17 protein-coding genes are annotated in these 17,320 nt (G+C 34.1%); 13 read left to right on the top strand and 4 right to left on the bottom strand.

The features are described from left to right. Window positions 1-97: 97 nt before the first annotated feature. Window positions 98-370: a 30S ribosomal protein S20 gene (rpsT, locus tag TTHT_RS02695; protein WP_201328503.1), complete on the bottom strand. Its 273-nt coding sequence runs from the start codon at window positions 368-370 to the stop codon at window positions 98-100. A gap of 118 nt (window positions 371-488) precedes the next feature. Between rpsT and miaA the strand changes: the two genes are divergently transcribed. Genes miaA through TTHT_RS02715 form a run of 4 tightly spaced genes read left to right on the top strand, consistent with a single transcriptional unit; the run spans window position 489 to window position 2,697 of the window. Then, entirely contained in the window at window positions 489-1,427 is a 939-nt protein-coding gene (miaA, locus tag TTHT_RS02700; RefSeq protein WP_201328504.1) for a tRNA (adenosine(37)-N6)-dimethylallyltransferase MiaA, read from the top strand. A 2-nt stretch (window positions 1,428-1,429) separates the two neighbouring features. Further along, entirely contained in the window at window positions 1,430-1,663 is a 234-nt protein-coding gene (gene hfq / locus TTHT_RS02705) for an RNA chaperone Hfq (protein WP_236578197.1), read from the top strand. Beyond that, a complete protein-coding gene (locus TTHT_RS02710; RefSeq protein WP_201328505.1) occupies window positions 1,647-2,354 on the top strand; it encodes a Crp/Fnr family transcriptional regulator in 708 nt (235 codons plus the stop codon). The genes hfq and TTHT_RS02710 overlap by 17 nt, the downstream gene beginning before the upstream one ends. Next, window positions 2,347-2,697: a PilZ domain-containing protein gene (locus TTHT_RS02715; protein WP_201328506.1), complete on the top strand. Its 351-nt coding sequence runs from the start codon at window positions 2,347-2,349 to the stop codon at window positions 2,695-2,697. Before TTHT_RS02710 ends, TTHT_RS02715 begins: the two co-directional genes overlap by 8 nt. A 1-nt stretch (window position 2,698) precedes the next feature. Here TTHT_RS02715 and TTHT_RS02720 read toward each other — a convergent pair whose 3' ends face one another. Next, window positions 2,699-3,169, bottom strand: coding sequence for a hypothetical protein (locus tag TTHT_RS02720; protein WP_201328507.1), 471 nt, complete (start codon window positions 3,167-3,169; stop codon window positions 2,699-2,701). A gap of 414 nt (window positions 3,170-3,583) precedes the next feature. On the opposite strand from TTHT_RS02720, the gene TTHT_RS02725 reads away from it, so the two are divergent. Next, window positions 3,584-6,031, top strand: coding sequence for a hypothetical protein (locus TTHT_RS02725; RefSeq protein ID WP_201328508.1), 2,448 nt, complete (start codon window positions 3,584-3,586; stop codon window positions 6,029-6,031). A 360-nt stretch (window positions 6,032-6,391) separates the two neighbouring features. Here TTHT_RS02725 and TTHT_RS02730 read toward each other — a convergent pair whose 3' ends face one another. Together TTHT_RS02730 and TTHT_RS02735 are read right to left on the bottom strand one after the other, a co-directional pair. Then, on the bottom strand, window positions 6,392-7,510 hold the full coding sequence (locus TTHT_RS02730; RefSeq protein WP_201327034.1) for an IS110 family RNA-guided transposase: 1,119 nt from the start codon (window positions 7,508-7,510) through the stop codon (window positions 6,392-6,394). Window positions 7,511-7,741: 231 nt separating this feature from the next. Next, window positions 7,742-9,289, bottom strand: a complete 1,548-nt coding sequence (locus tag TTHT_RS02735) for an ATP-binding protein (protein ID WP_201328509.1) — start codon at window positions 9,287-9,289, stop codon at window positions 7,742-7,744. Between the two features lie 238 nt (window positions 9,290-9,527). Between TTHT_RS02735 and TTHT_RS02740 the strand changes: the two genes are divergently transcribed. The 8 genes from TTHT_RS02740 (at window position 9,528) to TTHT_RS02775 (ending at window position 17,318) form a co-directional block, all read left to right on the top strand. Further along, entirely contained in the window at window positions 9,528-10,646 is a 1,119-nt protein-coding gene (locus TTHT_RS02740; protein ID WP_201327034.1) for an IS110 family RNA-guided transposase, read from the top strand. A 445-nt stretch (window positions 10,647-11,091) separates the two neighbouring features. Further along, a complete protein-coding gene (locus tag TTHT_RS02745; protein WP_201328510.1) occupies window positions 11,092-11,667 on the top strand; it encodes a UbiX family flavin prenyltransferase in 576 nt (191 codons plus the stop codon). After that, window positions 11,660-12,508 (top strand): UbiA-like polyprenyltransferase, encoded by an 849-nt coding sequence (locus TTHT_RS02750; RefSeq protein ID WP_201328511.1) that lies wholly within the window; start codon window positions 11,660-11,662, stop codon window positions 12,506-12,508. The genes TTHT_RS02745 and TTHT_RS02750 overlap by 8 nt, the downstream gene beginning before the upstream one ends. Window positions 12,509-12,517: 9 nt before the next feature. Continuing rightward, window positions 12,518-13,615 carry an aminofutalosine synthase MqnE gene (gene mqnE, locus TTHT_RS02755; RefSeq protein ID WP_201328512.1) on the top strand — a complete coding sequence of 366 codons (1,098 nt, stop codon included), beginning with the start codon at window positions 12,518-12,520 and terminating at the stop codon, window positions 13,613-13,615. 2 nt (window positions 13,616-13,617) lie between these two features. Further along, entirely contained in the window at window positions 13,618-14,823 is a 1,206-nt protein-coding gene (locus TTHT_RS02760) for a 3-deoxy-D-manno-octulosonic acid transferase (RefSeq protein ID WP_201328513.1), read from the top strand. Then, window positions 14,817-15,881, top strand: a complete 1,065-nt coding sequence (gene lpxK, locus TTHT_RS02765) for a tetraacyldisaccharide 4'-kinase (protein ID WP_201328514.1) — start codon at window positions 14,817-14,819, stop codon at window positions 15,879-15,881. Before TTHT_RS02760 ends, lpxK begins: the two co-directional genes overlap by 7 nt. Next, window positions 15,862-16,332, top strand: coding sequence for a GreA/GreB family elongation factor (locus TTHT_RS02770; RefSeq protein WP_201328515.1), 471 nt, complete (start codon window positions 15,862-15,864; stop codon window positions 16,330-16,332). Before lpxK ends, TTHT_RS02770 begins: the two co-directional genes overlap by 20 nt. Then, window positions 16,329-17,318 carry a homocysteine S-methyltransferase family protein gene (locus TTHT_RS02775; RefSeq protein ID WP_201328516.1) on the top strand — a complete coding sequence of 330 codons (990 nt, stop codon included), beginning with the start codon at window positions 16,329-16,331 and terminating at the stop codon, window positions 17,316-17,318. Before TTHT_RS02770 ends, TTHT_RS02775 begins: the two co-directional genes overlap by 4 nt. Window positions 17,319-17,320 lie beyond the last annotated feature (2 nt).

Below are 17,320 nucleotides of genomic sequence, written 5' to 3' on the forward strand. Positions count from 1 at the left end.
CCTTTTTTTATTTCCTGTAAATTTTAGCATTTTTGAGGGAATTTTAAAAAAAAAAGGCGGGATAAACCCGCCGTTTAATCTCAAGTTTCTTTCAAACTTACGCGTTTGCAGAAGCTTTGTTGATAAGTCTGGTAAGTTTTGATACATACCTTGCTGCAGTGTTTTTGTGAATAATTCCTTTATCAGCCTTTCTCTGAATGAGAGAAACAGCTTCAGGTAAGAATTTTTTTGCTTCTTCAACCTTATTTTCTTCAACCCATCTTCTAATTTTTTTCATAGCAGTTCTAATCTGGGATTTTGCCATTCTATTTCTCATTCTTCTTTTTAAAGCCTGTCTGGCTCTCTTGGCTGCTGATTTTGTGTTTGCCATTAAAACCTCCACATAATTTATCTGTCAGATTGAAAGTTTATTTTATTTTCCATAGATTGTCAACATTTTTAATGTAAAAATCAGTCTTTTCTGTTAAATTAATATTAACGGAGGAGAAATGGATAAAGTTGTAGTAATTGTTGGCCCAACATCAACTGGAAAGTCTGACATTGCTATAAAACTTGCGGAAGAGTTAAATGGGGAAATTGTTAATGCAGATTCAATGCAGGTTTATAGGGGTATGGATATAGGAACGGCAAAACCGACAAGGGAAGACTTTGAAAAAGTTCCCCATCACCTTTTTGACATATGCGATTTAACAGAGAGGTTTTCTGCTGGTGAGTATGCCAAAAGGGCTTCTAAAACTATAAAAGAAATATTATCAAGGGGGAAATTGCCTGTTGTTGTAGGAGGGACAGGGCTTTATACGCAGGCTTTAATATTCGGTTTTTTTGAAGAGGATAATGTGGATAAATCTGCAGAAAAGAGTCTAAAAAAGACAATTTCAATTATGGGCACTGAATACCTCTATTCTTTTCTTGAAAAGATTGACCCTGACTTTGCACAAAGGATAAATCCATCGGATACTCAAAGGATTTTAAGGGGGTTAACTTTTTATTTTTCAACAGGCAGGCCTCTTTCTTCAATGTGGGAGAAAACAAAACCCTTGCTTGATAATGTTGAATTTATAGTTATAGGCTTAAAAGCGGATAGAGAAAAACTGTATGAAGCAATAAATTTGAGGGTGGACAGAATGATAACGGCAGGATTGCTAAATGAGGTTAAAACACTTTACTCTCAATATTCTGATAGAGAACTTCACCCTTTTAAAGCAATAGGTTACAGGGAATTAATCTCTTATATAGAGGGGGAGATAACCCTAACAAAAGCAATCAACGACATTAAGAAAAACACAAGAAGGTTTGCTAAAAGGCAGATGACATGGTTTAAAAATAAGCCTATAAAATGGTTTGAGGTTGACCCGTTAAATAAAAAAATACCTTTTGATGAAATCAAAGATTATATTAAAATTGAATTAGCAAAAAATAAGGAGTAATTATGACAGAAAAATCCATTAATATTCAGGATGATTTTTTAAACAGGGTTAGAAGGGAAAAGCTTTTAATTCACATCTTTCTTGTAAGTGGTAAAAGGTTAATAGGCAAGATTAAATCGTTTGACAAGTTTACAATACTTCTGGTAAACAGGGGAGTAGAGCAATTGGTCTTTAAACATGCTATTCAAACAATTTTAATTGCAGATAAGGAAGGTATGGATGAATCTGGAGATTAAAATTGATTTGTTAAAAAAGGTTTACATCTTTTCCGAGGTTTCAGAAAAGCACCTTAAAGAGATACTTATACATTGTAAAGAAAAAAGAGTGACAAAAGGGGAAATTATAGTCAGTGAAAATGAATTAGGTGATTCAATGTATCTTATACTTGAAGGTGAGGTAAAGGTTAGTTTAATGTCAGAGGAAGGGAAGGAGATTATCCTTTCTACTTTAAGAAAGGGAGACTGTTTTGGGGAGATGAGCCTTCTTGATGGTGAACCTCGTTCTGCAAATGTAATTGCTTTAACCGATACTGAATTGCTTGAGCTTTCAAGGGAGAGTTTTCTTAATGAAATTGTTTCCAATAAACATATTGCAGGTGCTATTTTAAAGGTGTTAAGCATGAGGTTAAGGGAGGCAAATGAAAGAATTTTAGGTTTAATGAGCAAAGATGTTTTTGATAGATTGGCAGAATACTTTCAGAAAGAGGCAAGTGTTAAGGGAAGAGAACTTATAGACGGTAGTGTTGTATTTGAAAGGCTTCCCCAGAGTGAAATTGCTTCAATTGTAGGAAGTTCAAGGGAAACGGTAACAAGGGCTATTAAAGAAATGGTTGATAAAGGGATGATAATTGCTTCAGGGAAGCAGATAATTTTAAAAAAAAACTTTCAAAACCTTTTGATAAAAAGGCATAAGGAAAGATATGGATAATTTTAAAAATAAATTAGAACTTAAACAATTGAAGATTCCTATTTCTATTGAGTATTCACTTGACCAGGATGTTGAAATTTTGCCTGTTTCTTTTTTAAGCATGAGAGGAATGTTTGCTGAAACAACAATAGATTATCCAATAGGGGCAAATGTTGTTGTTCGTTTTTATTTACCTCAATTTGATAAAGTTGTTGAAGCTGTAGGTGAAATTGTTGAAAAGGTTAAGGAAGGAGTGGAAGAAACAGGGAAGTGGAATGTGCCAGGAATTTTTATAAAGTTTAAAGCTATAAACACAGAAGATAGAGAATATCTTGAATCTTTTTTAAAAGAAAATGCTATTTAATTTAATCCTTTAAAACTGCATAAACCTCATTTTTATTTATCTGTTTTTCTTCTTTTCTGCTTTTCCAGAATTTAAAAAAGTTTACAATCCTCTTTCCAATTGGCGGTTTTTTAAGTTTATCCTTGTAAAAATCTTTTGGATATTTTGTAACCAGCACAACCTGATAACATAAAAGCCCCTTGCCCTTTTTAATCCTCTTTACCGGGCGGTTAAAGATGTAAAAATCAGAGATAAAGTCTATTTCATGCTCTCCGTCTTTTAAATTGTAAATGTAAAGTTTGTCTCCTTTTTTATGGATTATTGGGATTTCTTTTCCATCAACTATTAACTTTAAGGGATATTTTACTGTTTTGTTAAACAGAAAAATAAAAGTATTGGTTTTTTTGCACTTTTTATCGTATTTTGAAAGATGAACTTTGCAGGATATTGAAAAAATGGATATTAAAACAAGAATAAAACCTAATTTCCTCATAATTCCTCCTGAAAAGAAAATATCATAACTCGTTTAAATAGTAAATAGAAAGATTAGAAAAGGGGTATTGGATGTTGGATTATGAATTTTAGATTATGGATTATAAATTATGGATTTTAGATTATGGATTCTGAATGCTGGATTGAGGAAGGGATTTTTTAAATAAAAGGATTTTTACCTCAATCCATAATCTATCATTCAAAATTCAAAATCTTTTAAAAAAGGATTTTTACCTCAATCCATAATCTATCATTCAACATTCAAAATCTTTTAAAAAAGGATTTTTACCTCAATCCAACATTCAACATTCAACATCTTTTAATAAAAAAATTTTGTCTCTAAATGTCGCAATTTGTTGCTTTGAAAAGTTGGGGGAGAAGGTGTAAAATCTATAAAAAAGCAGGAGAAAGTTAAATGAAGATTTTATTCTTCAAAAAGGAAATATTAAAAAATAAAAAAGAAGCCGCAGAAGAAAAAACAAAAGGATTATTCAACAAAGTAAGCAAGAAAATAAGAAAAAAAATTGCTTTAGGACTATTATCACTAACACTACTAACATCAATAAACGCAACTGCTAATGATTGGTTTAAGAATTATGTAATTCCTGCTAAAGGTTATGAAACTAAATTTACAGCAATTAATGATGATGTTTTAGATAGTAATTATCAATATGTTATTAGATTTAGAGCTTATGATGATAAAGGAAATGTTCTTGATGAAGTTGGTGAGTATCTTAATTTTGTTAATAAAAAAGAGTATTCATTAACTGATTTATTTCCTTCTATTGATCCTAATAACATAAGTTTAGTAGAAGTTCTTGGTACTAATAAGAACCGTGTTTGGATTACTTATAGTAAAAAAGATGGTGATAATGTTCAAAAAGCTATGGTTTTGGCTCCTGAGTTTTTAAGAACTAAAGTTTATGATATTCATTTTACTAATAATGATTATTGGAATTTCTTATTAAACATTGCTAATTTAGAACCAGGAGCAGTTGTTAAAGCAAAAATATTACCTAATAATGAATTAATCTTTTTTGACGGAACTACTAATGCTTATGGTTTTTTAATGCCTGATTTGAGCGTGATTAGAGGGGCTAGTATTAATATTAAAGACCAAATTTTTGGTTCTGTACCTGAAGATGCTGGTTGGATGGAAATAACTAGTGAGAAAGAATCTAATGATCCTTTTTCTAAACCTGAATCATTAGCTAGTTTAGTAGGTAATACTTTGTTTATGAAACGAAATAGAGAGAGCGGCGGTGCTTTTTCTAATCAAGATGCTTTTGAAGAGTTAATAATACCTCATATTGATGATGATACTAAAAATCCTGATCCTAACAAGAGGTATTGGTGGACTGGTTTGGTTTTGGTTAATCCTAACTCTGAAGATGTTAAGGTAAGGATAGAATATTATAAAGCTAATGGTTTTCACTTAGATGTTAATCCTGAAAAAGAAGGAAGAAATGATTATGAATTAACAATACCTGCAGGAGGAAAAATCGTTGATTTAATCAGCAACTTAGGAATGCCTGAAAACGCTGCTTATGCGAGAGTAATAGCAACTGCTCCAATAATTGGCGGAGAATTGTTTGGCGGAGAACCAAGCGGAAAGAACTGGCCGATAATGGCCGGCGTAAGCTTATTATTACCAGGCAATAAAGGTATTTTTTACAGCGTAGAAGATATGAGGCCTGTACCTCAAGCTTATATAATACCAGTTGCTAAAAGCAAGGAAAACACTGAATGGACTGGCTTAGCATTATTAAACAATCATCTTGTAGATGACGAAGTAATAATTTATTACAACAATGATAAAGGAGAAACCCTTGGAGAGCAAAAGATAAGAATAAATGCGATGAACAAGTATGTAAAAACCTTAGAAGATATGTTAAAAGAAGCTAACTTAAGCGATATAAGAGAAGAAGTAAGTTATTTAAAAATAAAGTCAAAATATGTTAATACTAACAATACTCTTGACAACTTAGGAATTTTAGCCTATGCGCTATACGGTGGTTTGGAAGTAAAGAATAATGAGTTAATACATACTTTTATGATAGGAGAAGATGCTGTAACTACAAGCCCAATTGATTTACATGTTGTTTTAGGTAATAAAACCGTTGGTTTAGATAGTATGAGTGACATTATTAATTCTAATCATTTAATAGTTGAGGATAATGATGAAATATTAGCTCATGTCATAGCAACATTGAAGAATACGAAGTTAGGAGAGATTACTGGTTATGATATTATAGCTTTTGATGATGATTGGAACAGAGTAGGAACTATTGCTGCTTATGTTAGGCTAAGAGATGGTCCTGATTATAATAAGTTCCGTGTTAATAATACAACTCCACAGGATATTGTTGATTCTGATACTTGTCCTTATGGTACTTATAATGTTGGAATAAAGGTTTATACCAGAATTAACGGCGTAGAAAAATGGTGGTATTACCGATTACCAGGAGTTAAAATAACCAGAAACCCAGAGCAAGATTATGATGTTGATTCTTTGAAAGGAGAAGGATGGAGTTATCTAAAGAGTAAGAGTAATTTTGATGAATTTTGTAAGCTTATTAGTCTTGATGATGTTGTTTATATGGATGGTAATCATTATTCCTATGAAACCTTGTATGGTCCTTTCCAGAAGCTATTTGATGGAAAGGAGGAAGCAGGTAATTTTGAAGCTGATCATATAGAAATTATTGATACTCATGGTGGTTTTGAAAACTCAAATGCAGGAGCAATAAAAATTTGGCGTACTGATGGTCATCCTGAATGGTTTTCCACAAGTAGTGAAGCAACAGTGGAGAAGTGGAAAAAGTTTTATGAAGTAGGTAGTTATAATAACAGTAATAAATAAAAGTAAATTATTCGGCAATCTAACATTATTTGTGTCAGTAAGAAAACACTTTTAATTTAAAAGAACCCCTTCCTCAATCCAGCATTCATAATCCATTTATAAACAAAGTCAAGTGGGGAAATAATTTTTTTGTTTCACCTCCTTTCTTGAATTCAGGTTAAAGGTTATATATCTATCGGTTCACCTTTGCTTTTTAGCATTATCAGGGATTCTTCATTCATTTATCCGAGGTCATTGCCTCACTTTGCTTTCCATAAGCCGGTTCCTAAACAAAATTTAGTGCTTATATGCACATGAATTCTGACAGGGTGTCCCGGCTTAAATGGAATCGCCTGATTGAAAGGCGAACCGCTCCCTGCTTTAAGTTGTTATCAATGGTTTCTCACATTTGTTTTCTCCCGTTACAAGCATTGGGTTATACGGCCTTTTATGTATAAGTACCCCGTAGCATATTGCCGCTATTTTTCTTGATAGTGCCACTCTTGCTTTTTTCCAGCCTTTTCTTCTTTTTATGTTTTCATACCATTTTTTTAGCGGTATGGAGTTACAACTTTTTGATCTTAAAACAGCTATTGCCACCTGTGAGAGGTATCCCCTGAGCATTCCGTTTCCCTGTTTGGTTATTCCCTGATTGCCTATTGTTTTGCCTCCGCTTTCTCTTATTTTAGGGCATTGACCGAAGTAGGATATGAGTTTGCGTACGTTTTTAAATCTTTCTATGTTTTTTCCTACCCTTGAGATAAATGCGGCAGAAGTTATTTTCCCCATTCCGGGGACGGTTAATAGCAGATTGTACATTTCTTTAAAGTCGGCATCTTTGTTTATTTGAGAGTGTATTAATTGTTCCGTTTGTTCTATTTGCTTTTCAAGTAGTTTGAATTGTTCAAACATGTGGGATATTTCAAAGTGGAGTATAGGTTGTGTTTCAGATGATATGCTTTTTAGAACAGATTCAATCTTTTTAGCTTTATTGAGTGTTCTTAAAGGTATTTTTATTTCTTTTTCCCTTAATCTTTGCCTTATTCTGTTTATTAGCCTTGTTCTGCTTTTTACAAGGTCAGCACGGTGGGATATGAGTTTGCGTAAACTATGTTCTTTTTCCGACGGGATATATACAGGTTCTGGAAGGATTTCTTTCCATAAGCTTATTGCAAGCCGTTTTGCATCTTCTTTGTCTGTTTTTTTCATTGACTTTGAGATGTAGGCGTTTTTTAAGGTGTTTACCACATATACAGATATTCCTATGGCTTTGAGTATGTTGCAGTATTGAAAGGTTAATGAACTGATTTCAATTGCCGAATAGATTTCGTTTTCTTCAATTAGGCTTTCAAAAAAGGTAATAAATGTTTGCTCTTCAGTGTCAATTTCTTTGCTTTTAACCTTTGTTCCCTGCTCGTTTATAATGTAGATGTAACTTTTTTTAGTGTGCAGGTCAATTCCGCAGTATAATTTCGGTTTTTTTGAGGTACAATGTTTCATGTCAAGCCTCCTTTCTGTAAGGGTTTCTTAGGGCCTATTTTATCAAAAGTGAGGCACAGACCTCGTGAAAGAAATAGTGAGGCATAGACCTCGAAGAATAGGCCCCGGGGGCTTGACTTTGTTTATAGCAACAAAATTTAAAATCTAAAATCTAAAATTCATAATCCAACATCCAGAATTTAAAATTAACTAAATTGTGTCAACTATATCAGGATAAAATACCTAAAACCTTTAAATCTTCTCCCAACTGTACGAAGTTATATTTCTCTCTTCCTTGCTGAAACTTATGCCTATAAGATAGATTTCATTAGCTTCATTTTTGTGTTTTTCAAAGTATTTCTTCTCTTTTATCTGTTCAAGGGGATTTTTGTTGTCCTTCTCTTCCTCTATTACCTTGAATTCAAAGATATAAACCTTGTCTTCTATTTTTATGGTTAAGTCTATTCTTCCCCTGCTTGTTACATCTTCTGCTATCGGTTGTACCCCAAGTGAGTGAAAGTATGTGTATATTACGCTTGCATAGTATCCTTCGTAAGAGGCTATCTCGTTCTTCGTAAAGTTTGTGTATGAGATTGATGAAAAGAGTGTTTTTAAACCAGAGATTATTTTATCAACATTCCCCTCAACAAGGCCTTGATAAACTATGTTTAGCGTTCTTGTATAGGATGGCTGGTTTATTCCTGATAAAAACCTTAAGATTCTCTCGTTCAGGGAGATTTTTACCTCTAAATTCGGATAGCTTAATTTGTAAATTTGCTTTATTCCAAGCATTTTTGTGCCTGTAATTGTAAGATAACCTGTCTGCCATAAAAGTGATTCAATCTCCATTGTGTATACATCAAAACTGCTTAATAATTCGTCTGATGCTTCCACAGTGTCAAGGTTTGGGATATAGTATTTTTCCTTTTTTAATAGCTTCATTAAGAATGTCGGTGTACCTGTTTCAAACCAATAGGGGCGGAATTGAAAACCTTTTGAGATAAAGAGAAGTATATCAAAGGGATTATATACCTTTTCTCCAAGCCAGGAATAGCCGTTGTACCAGAGTTTTACCTGTTCTCTGTCAACATTTTTCAGGTATTCGGAAAAGTATCTTTCTAACTCTTCATCTGTGTAACCACAAAGTGTTGAGTATCGGGGATCAAGGGTTATATCTTCAAGATTGTTGAGTTTGCTAAATAGATTTACCTTGCTGAATTTGGTTACACCTGTAAGAAAAACGAACTTCAGGTATTCATCCAATCCCTTTAGCACTCCATAAAAGTCTGCAAGTGAGTCTCTAATCTTTTCAGCAACCTCTGGCTTTGTAATGTTATCTAAAATAGGCTTATCGTACTCATCTATTAAAATTACCACCCTCTCTCTTTGCGTCTCATACAAATTAAGCACCATTTCCCTTAATGCAAGCCCCGGCTCATCCTTGGATATGGCTAAACCATACCTCTTTGCATGCTCTTCAAGTAATGAAAAGATTACCTTGTATAGTTTTTGTGTGTTATCAATCTCACCGGTACTAAAATCTATCCTTATTACAGGATATCTCTTATCCCAATTCCACTTATCGTGAATGTATAAGCCTTCAAATATCTCCTTGTTCCCCTCAAAAATATTCTTCAATGTGTCAACTGTTAATGTTTTGCCAAACCTTCTTGGACGAGAGAGAAAGTAATAACTTCCCCCCTCAATCAATTCAAGAATTTTATCTGTTTTATCAACATAAACATAATTGCCTTTAATTATCTTTTCCAGACTATTCAATCCAATCGGAAGCTTTTTCATAGCAAAATCCTTAAAAATTCTTTTATTCAATTATACCATAATTCATAATTATTGAGTTTGAGGTTTAAAATGTCTTTTCCTACTTTTTAAAAAGATTTTAAATTTTGTTGCTATAAACAAAGTCAAGCCCCCGGGGCCTATTCTTCGAGGTCTATGCCTCACTATTTCTTTCACGAGGTCTGTGCCTCACTTTTGATAAAATAGGCCCTAAGAAACCCTTACAGAAAGGAGGCTTGACATGAAACATTGTACCTCAAAAAAACCGAAATTATACTGCGGAATTGACCTGCACACTAAAAAAAGTTACATCTACATTATAAACGAGCAGGGAACAAAGGTTAAAAGCAAAGAAATTGACACTGAAGAGCAAACATTTATTACCTTTTTTGAAAGCCTAATTGAAGAAAACGAAATCTATTCGGCAATTGAAATCAGTTCATTAACCTTTCAATACTGCAACATACTCAAAGCCATAGGAATATCTGTATATGTGGTAAACACCTTAAAAAACGCCTACATCTCAAAGTCAATGAAAAAAACAGACAAAGAAGATGCAAAACGGCTTGCAATAAGCTTATGGAAAGAAATCCTTCCAGAACCTGTATATATCCCGTCGGAAAAAGAACATAGTTTACGCAAACTCATATCCCACCGTGCTGACCTTGTAAAAAGCAGAACAAGGCTAATAAACAGAATAAGGCAAAGATTAAGGGAAAAAGAAATAAAAATACCTTTAAGAACACTCAATAAAGCTAAAAAGATTGAATCTGTTCTAAAAAGCATATCATCTGAAACACAACCTATACTCCACTTTGAAATATCCCACATGTTTGAACAATTCAAACTACTTGAAAAGCAAATAGAACAAACGGAACAATTAATACACTCTCAAATAAACAAAGATGCCGACTTTAAAGAAATGTACAATCTGCTATTAACCGTCCCCGGAATGGGGAAAATAACTTCTGCCGCATTTATCTCAAGGGTAGGAAAAAACATAGAAAGATTTAAAAACGTACGCAAACTCATATCCTACTTCGGTCAATGCCCTAAAATAAGAGAAAGCGGAGGCAAAACAATAGGCAATCAGGGAATAACCAAACAGGGAAACGGAATGCTCAGGGGATACCTCTCACAGGTGGCAATAGCTGTTTTAAGATCAAAAAGTTGTAACTCCATACCGCTAAAAAAATGGTATGAAAACATAAAAAGAAGAAAAGGCTGGAAAAAAGCAAGAGTGGCACTATCAAGAAAAATAGCGGCAATATGCTACGGGGTACTTATACATAAAAGGCCGTATAACCCAATGCTTGTAACGGGAGAAAACAAATGTGAGAAACCATTGATAACAACTTAAAGCAGGGAGCGGTTCGCCTTTCAATCAGGCGATTCCATTTAAGCCGGGACACCCTGTCAGAATTCATGTGCATATAAGCACTAAATTTTGTTTAGGAACCGGCTTATGGAAAGCAAAGTGAGGCAATGACCTCGGATAAATGAATGAAGAATCCCTGATAATGCTAAAAAGCAAAGGTGAACCGATAGATATATAACCTTTAACCTGAATTCAAGAAAGGAGGTGAAACAAAAAAATTATTTCCCCACTTGACTTTGTTTATAAATGAATTCTGAATTCTTGATTGAGGAAAAACTTTAATTTAAAAAATCCCTTCCTCAATTCAACATTCAAAATCTATAATTCAAAATCTCCTTATAACTTTACTCCCCAACTCTAAACCTTTAACGACCTTGAACCCAAAACCTTTTAACCTTTTTATTTTGTGATAAAATACTAAACTGCTATGAAAAAGAGAATTGCTGTAGCTGTAACAGGCGCAAGTGGGTTAAAATTAGGGGATTATTTTTTGAGAAAACTTGCAATACATAGTGAGTATTTTGAAAAGATTTTCGTTATTTTTTCAGAAAATGCGAAATATGTTGCCCAGTCTGAAGGGTTTAGCCTTGATTTTGATTTTTATAAAAAGCATTTTGATTTGTTAAACGATAGAGATTTTGCGTCTCCAATAGCAAGTGGTTCCTATCCCCTTGACGGAATGGTTATAATTCCCTGCTCAGTTTCTTCTCTTGCCTCAATTGCAACAGGTGTGGGAATAAACCTTATTCACCGTGCTGCAGATGTATGCTTAAAAGAGAGAAGGAAGCTTATTTTAGTGCCGAGGGAGACTCCCTTATCCCCAATACACCTTGAAAATATGCACAAATTATCGCTTGCAGGGGCTATAATTGCGCCGTTTATCCCCTCTTTTTACAACAAACCTGAATCTATTGAAGATATGCTTGATTTCTTTTCCTTAAGGATACTTGATTTACTGGGAATTTCTTTAAAAGATGAAAGAAGGTGGAAAATTGATGAATAAATTTATGGAAATTTTGAGAATGATAAAGATTGAACACACTGTTTTTGCTCTTCCTTTTGCATTGCTTGGGATGATTTTTGCCGCAAAGGGTATTCCTGATTTAAAAACATTTACTCTGGTAATCTTGTGCACCTTGTTTGCAAGAAATGCTGCTATGGCTTTCAACAGATACCTTGATGCAGACATAGATGCAAAAAATCCAAGAACAAAGGATAGGTCTATCCCTGCTGGGAGACTATCAAGGTTTTTTGTTTTGGTTTTTGTTATTGTAAATTCAATTCTCTTTATTGGAACAACCTATTTCTTAAATTCCCTTGCCTTTAAATTATCCCCTATTGCTATTTTTATTGTTCTTTTTTACTCATACACAAAAAGGTTTACCTCATTTTCTCACCTTGTTTTAGGGCTTGCAGACGGAATTGCCCCGGCAGGCGGCTGGATTGCTGTTACTGGAAAATTTGATTTTAAAATTATCTTTCTCTCCCTTGCCGTTATGCTGTGGGTTGCAGGTTTTGATATCTTCTATTCACTTCAGGATATAGAGTTTGATAGAAGTGAAGGGCTTTATTCCCTTCCCTCAAGGATTGGGGTAAAAAAAGCCCTGTATATTTCAAGGTTTTTTCACTTTATTGTTGTGGTGTGTCTTTTTTACTTTGGATACATTGTTAAAGCTGGTATGTGGTACTGGATAGGGCTTTCAATTGCATCATTATTGCTTTTTTACGAACATACTCTTGTAAAGGAAAATGATTTGTCTAAAATAGACCAGGCGTTTTTTACAGTTAACGGGTTTTTCAGTGTTATTATTTTGATATTTGCAACATTAGACTTTTATTTGTAAGGATTTTGTATGTTTAGTGATAGTTTTCTTGAAAAGATTTTTGATAAGGTAAAAAGGGGCGAAAGGGTTACCTTTGACGAAGGGGTAAGGCTTTTCGAAACAGAGGATTTAATTGGGTTAGGCTATATTGCGGATTTTGTAAACAGAAAGAAAAACGGAAACATTGTTTACTTTAACATAAACAGGCACATAAATCCGACTAATTTGTGTATAAATAAGTGCCAATTCTGTGCTTTTTACAGAAACTCGTTAGATGAGCCTGGTGCTTATGAAATGAGCGTTGAGCAGATAATTAAAACCTTGAAACCTGAAGTTGAAAATGGCTGCAAAGAGGTGCACATTGTTGGGGGATTGCATCCTGAATGGAAGTTTGAAGATTATTTAGCAATTATCAGGGGAATAAAAGAGAATTTTCCTGAATTGCATATAAAGGCTTTTACCTGCGTTGAGTTTGACCATTTTTCAAGAATTTCAGGCCTTTCAATAGAAGAGGTGATTGATAAATTAAAAGAGGCAGGGTTGGGTTCTGTACCTGGCGGTGGGGCAGAGGTCTTCAGCCAGAGGGTTAGAAGAATTTTATGCAGAAACAAGATTTCAGGGGAAAGGTGGCTTGAGATTGCTGAAAAAATCCACCAAAAAGGGCTAAAATCGAATGCCACAATGCTCTACGGACACATAGAAACCTATGAAGAGAGGATAGACCACCTTGATAGGTTGAGAAAGTTACAGGATAAAACAGGCGGATTTAATGCATTTATTCCGTTGTCCTATCATCCAGAAAACACTGAACTTGAAAAAAGGCTAAACATTAAAGGCTCAACAGGGATAGACGATTTAAAGGTTATTGCAGTATCAAGGATTTTCCTTGACAACTTTAAGCACATAAAGGCTTACTGGGTTATGTTAGGCAAAAAACTTGCTCAAACCGCACTGTGGTTTGGGGCAAACGATTTAGACGGCACAGTTGTTGAGGAGACTGTTACCTATATGGCAGGCTATAAAACAGAGAGGAAGGCCACAATTCCTGAAATAGTGAATTTAATAAAAACTGCAAAGAGAAAACCTGTTGAAAGGGATACGCTTTACAACACAATCAGGGAATACTAAAAATGCGCATACTATATACTTTTTTGCTATATCTTTCTTATCCTTTTTTGTATTTTAAGTTAAAAAAAAGATTTGGCAAAGAGTATATTAAACAGAGAAAGAAAACTAAAATAAAAGGAAATTTTGACTGTATAATTCACGCAGCAAGCGTTGGAGAACAGGTTTTGATTATTCCTCTTGTAAAAGAGTTTATAAAAAATGGTAAAAAGGTTTTGATTACCTGTGCCACTGATACAGGGTTTCAAAAGGCAAAGGACAACTTTGGAGGAGAAGAATTGGTTTCAATCTCTTATCTTCCATTTGATTTTCCGTCATCTTTAAAGGCATTTTTTAAAAATGTAAAGGCAAAGTCTTTAATTCTTGTAGAAACTGAAATCTGGCCTAACATAATTTACTTTGCACATAAAAACGGAATAAAAATATTCCTGATTAACGGAAGAATATCAGACAAGTCTTATCTTTCATATAAAAAATTATCCTTTTTCTTAAAAAATCTCTTTAAGTTTTTTGAAAAGGTTGTTGTGAGAAGTGAAAAGGATTTTGAAAGGTTTGTGGCTATTGGTTGTCCTGAAAATAAAGTTAAGGTGTGTGGCAATCTAAAATTAACAAATAAACCTGAAGTAAAACACAATGTAAAAATAGAAACTAAAAAACCTGTTGTTGTCTTCGGTTCAACAAGGGATGGTGAAGAAGAGGTTATTCTTCATTACTTAAACGACTTAATAAAAAAAGGCTTGTTTTTACCTATATTTGTGCCAAGACACATTGAAAGAACAGGTGAGATTATTGAGGTTGTTAAAAATTTCGGTTTTGAGCCTGTTTTAAGCAATGGAGAGGTTGATTTTAAACTTAAAGATAATGAGGTTTTAATTGTTAATGAGACAGGAAAATTGGTAAGTTACTACGCTATAGCGGATTTGTGCTTTGTGGGGGGTAGCCTTGTAAATTTTGGTGGGCAAAACTTTGCAGAGCCTTTGTTTTTAGGTAAGCCGACTGTAACTGGAAAATTTCTTTCAAACTTTGAGGATTTGAGAGATGCACTTGGTAATTACTTTACAGTGGCCGAAAATGGCAAAGAATTAAAGTTTTTTATTGAAAATTTCTTTGAAAATAGGCAATATTTTATTAAAAAGGCAATGGAGGCAGCAGCTTATCTTGAAAGTAACTCTCAAAGCCTTGAATGTGTTTTAGGGGAAATAAAATGCTAAACAGCACTTTATTGAAGATTTTACTCTTTCCTTTATATTTGATTTATGTTTTTTTGGTAAATTTAAGGAATTTTCTTTATTCTGCAGGGTATTTAAAGTCAAAAAAATTGGGAAAGAAGGTAATCTCAGTTGGAAACATAACCGCCGGGGGGACAGGAAAAACCCCTTTTACAATTACCCTTGCTGAATTAATTATTAATGAGTTTGGATTAAAACCCTGTGTGCTTTCAAGGGGGTATAAAAGAAACAATGAGGGGGAAATAAGGGTTGTTGAGGAAGGGTGTTCATTTGTAAAGTGTGGAGATGAGCCATTGCTTATAAAACAGAGGTTGAAAGATAAGGGATGTGTGATTGTCGGGAAAAATAGATACGAAAGTGCAAAAAAATTTGGCGAACAGTGTGGTTGCCATGTTTATATCCTTGATGACGGGTATCAGCATAGAAAACTATTCAGAGATATAGATATTTGCCTTATTGACTGTTCAAATCCTTTTGGAAATGGGAAGATAATACCCTATGGCATTCTAAGAGAGCCTGTCTATGAGTTAAAAAGGGCGGATATTATAGTTTTAACAAGGGCAAAGTATGCAAAAAATATAACACTTTTGAGAAAAACTATTGAAAAGATAAACAACAGTGCTTTGATTTTTGAAGCAAACCTTGAAATCAGCCATTTTTATCAACCTGTTAGAGACAAAATTATCGCACTTGAAGATATGCAGGAAAAGAAGGTTTTAAGTTTTTCCGCAATAGGTAATCCCCTTTCTTTTAAAGCAGATTTGGTTACAGCAGGCTTAAATGTGGTAAAATCATTTTCATTCAGAGACCATGTTGTGCCCAGCGAAGAAAAGCTTGAAAAATTAAATGCTGTTGCAAATGAGTTGAAAGTGGATTATATTGTTGCAACGGAAAAGGACTGGGTCAAACTAAAAGAGGAAAAAGTGCTTGAAATTTTTGGGGAAAAGTTGATAATTTGTGTTTCTAATATGCTTTTAAGCAGAGAAAATGACTTTTTAAAATACTTGGAGGGGAAATTAAATGACAAAGGAAATTCTTGACAAACTCACCAAAGAGATTAAAGAACTTGAGTATGAGTTGACAGTAACTTTGCCTAAAGAAATTGCAAAGGCAGCTGCACAGGGGGATTTATCAGAAAACGCAGAATACGAAGCGGCTCTTGAAAAGCAGAGGCTTTTACAGACAAAGTTGATGAATTTAAAAAAGAGGAGGGCTGAGATTGCCCAGATAGATGTTTCAAGGCTTCCTAAGGACAGGGTAAGCTATGGGACAACAGTTGTTCTCTATGACCTTGACAAGGACGAAGAGATTACATACACCCTTGTAATGCCTGAGGAAACAGAGGAAGGAAGCGACAAGATTTCGATTACCTCTCCAATAGGTAAAGCGTTGGTTGGAAAGAGAGAGGGAGACGAGGTTACCGTCAGGGTGCCATCAGGGGAGAGAAACTTTGAAATAGTGGAGATTCAAACCCTGCACGATAAACAATGAAAGATTTTTTAACTGCTTTAAAAGAAAATTTTTTAATTGCAGACGGAGCATTTGGCACATACCTTAATCAGAAGGGGAGGCCTGCAAATATTTGTCGAAGCGAGGAAAATCTAAAAAATCCAGAGCTTGTAATTCAAATACATAAAGAGTATATTGAAGCAGGTGCAAAGATAATAGAGACAAATACCTTTGACGGAAATATACTTAAACTTTCTCAATTTGAACTTGAAGATAGATTCGAGCTTTTAAACAAGCTTGCTGTTCAGAATGCAAAAAAAGCGGCAAAGGGTTATGATGTTTATGTTGCAGGCTCAATTGGGCCAACAAATGCTCTTTTAAAACCTTATGGAAATTTAACAGAAGAAGATTTTAAAGACATTTTTTCATCTCAAGCAAAAATTTTAATAGAGGAAGGGGTGGATTTGCTAATCCTTGAAACCTTTTCTTCCCTACTTGAAATTGAAAATGCGGTAAAGGGAATAAGAAAGATTGATAGTTCAATTCCTATTGTGGCAGAAATAACAATACTTGAAGATGGATTAACTAAATTTGGTGACAGGCCGGATACTTGCTTTGAAACATTGCTTAATGCAGGTGCAAATGTTGTTGGCATAAACTGTACCCTTGGCCCCGCTGAGCTTTTTAATCACTATTTGCCATATTTCAATAAATTTAAAGACACACTTTTAAGTGCAATGCCCAATTCTGGTTATCCTGTTACAGTTGGAGATAGGGTTGTTTACCCTGTGTCAGAAGACTATTTCAAAGAGTATGGATTGTTATTCCTTGAAAATGGGGTAAAACTTGTTGGTGGCTGTTGCGGAACAACTCCATCTCACATAAAGAAGCTTGCTGATACGGTGAAAGAGGCTGATATTAACAGAAAAAATCCTCAATATCTTTTCTTGAGACTGCTTTTGCAGCCGAAGAAGACATTGATGAAGGCCTTTTTGATGATTCCCTTCCTGAAGTATTTAAAAAATTAGGC

This window comes from Thermotomaculum hydrothermale (assembly GCF_016592575.1).
Classification (GTDB): domain Bacteria; phylum Acidobacteriota; class Holophagae; order Thermotomaculales; family Thermotomaculaceae; genus Thermotomaculum; species Thermotomaculum hydrothermale.

What these genes read in the sequence shown, in the direction of transcription:
- rpsT (WP_201328503.1), bottom strand. Translation starts at nt 370, where the DNA reads ATGGCAAACACAAAATCAGCAGCCAAGAGAGCCAGACAGGCTTTAAAA.
- miaA (WP_201328504.1), top strand. Translation starts at nt 489, where the DNA reads ATGGATAAAGTTGTAGTAATTGTTGGCCCAACATCAACTGGAAAGTCT.
- hfq (WP_236578197.1), top strand. Translation starts at nt 1,430, where the DNA reads ATGACAGAAAAATCCATTAATATTCAGGATGATTTTTTAAACAGGGTT.
- TTHT_RS02710 (WP_201328505.1), top strand. Translation starts at nt 1,647, where the DNA reads ATGAATCTGGAGATTAAAATTGATTTGTTAAAAAAGGTTTACATCTTT.
- TTHT_RS02715 (WP_201328506.1), top strand. Translation starts at nt 2,347, where the DNA reads ATGGATAATTTTAAAAATAAATTAGAACTTAAACAATTGAAGATTCCT.
- TTHT_RS02720 (WP_201328507.1), bottom strand. Translation starts at nt 3,169, where the DNA reads ATGAGGAAATTAGGTTTTATTCTTGTTTTAATATCCATTTTTTCAATA.
- TTHT_RS02725 (WP_201328508.1), top strand. Translation starts at nt 3,584, where the DNA reads ATGAAGATTTTATTCTTCAAAAAGGAAATATTAAAAAATAAAAAAGAA.
- TTHT_RS02730 (WP_201327034.1), bottom strand. Translation starts at nt 7,510, where the DNA reads ATGAAACATTGTACCTCAAAAAAACCGAAATTATACTGCGGAATTGAC.
- TTHT_RS02735 (WP_201328509.1), bottom strand. Translation starts at nt 9,289, where the DNA reads ATGAAAAAGCTTCCGATTGGATTGAATAGTCTGGAAAAGATAATTAAA.
- TTHT_RS02740 (WP_201327034.1), top strand. Translation starts at nt 9,528, where the DNA reads ATGAAACATTGTACCTCAAAAAAACCGAAATTATACTGCGGAATTGAC.
- TTHT_RS02745 (WP_201328510.1), top strand. Translation starts at nt 11,092, where the DNA reads ATGAAAAAGAGAATTGCTGTAGCTGTAACAGGCGCAAGTGGGTTAAAA.
- TTHT_RS02750 (WP_201328511.1), top strand. Translation starts at nt 11,660, where the DNA reads ATGAATAAATTTATGGAAATTTTGAGAATGATAAAGATTGAACACACT.
- mqnE (WP_201328512.1), top strand. Translation starts at nt 12,518, where the DNA reads ATGTTTAGTGATAGTTTTCTTGAAAAGATTTTTGATAAGGTAAAAAGG.
- TTHT_RS02760 (WP_201328513.1), top strand. Translation starts at nt 13,618, where the DNA reads ATGCGCATACTATATACTTTTTTGCTATATCTTTCTTATCCTTTTTTG.
- lpxK (WP_201328514.1), top strand. Translation starts at nt 14,817, where the DNA reads ATGCTAAACAGCACTTTATTGAAGATTTTACTCTTTCCTTTATATTTG.
- TTHT_RS02770 (WP_201328515.1), top strand. Translation starts at nt 15,862, where the DNA reads ATGACAAAGGAAATTCTTGACAAACTCACCAAAGAGATTAAAGAACTT.
- TTHT_RS02775 (WP_201328516.1), top strand. Translation starts at nt 16,329, where the DNA reads ATGAAAGATTTTTTAACTGCTTTAAAAGAAAATTTTTTAATTGCAGAC.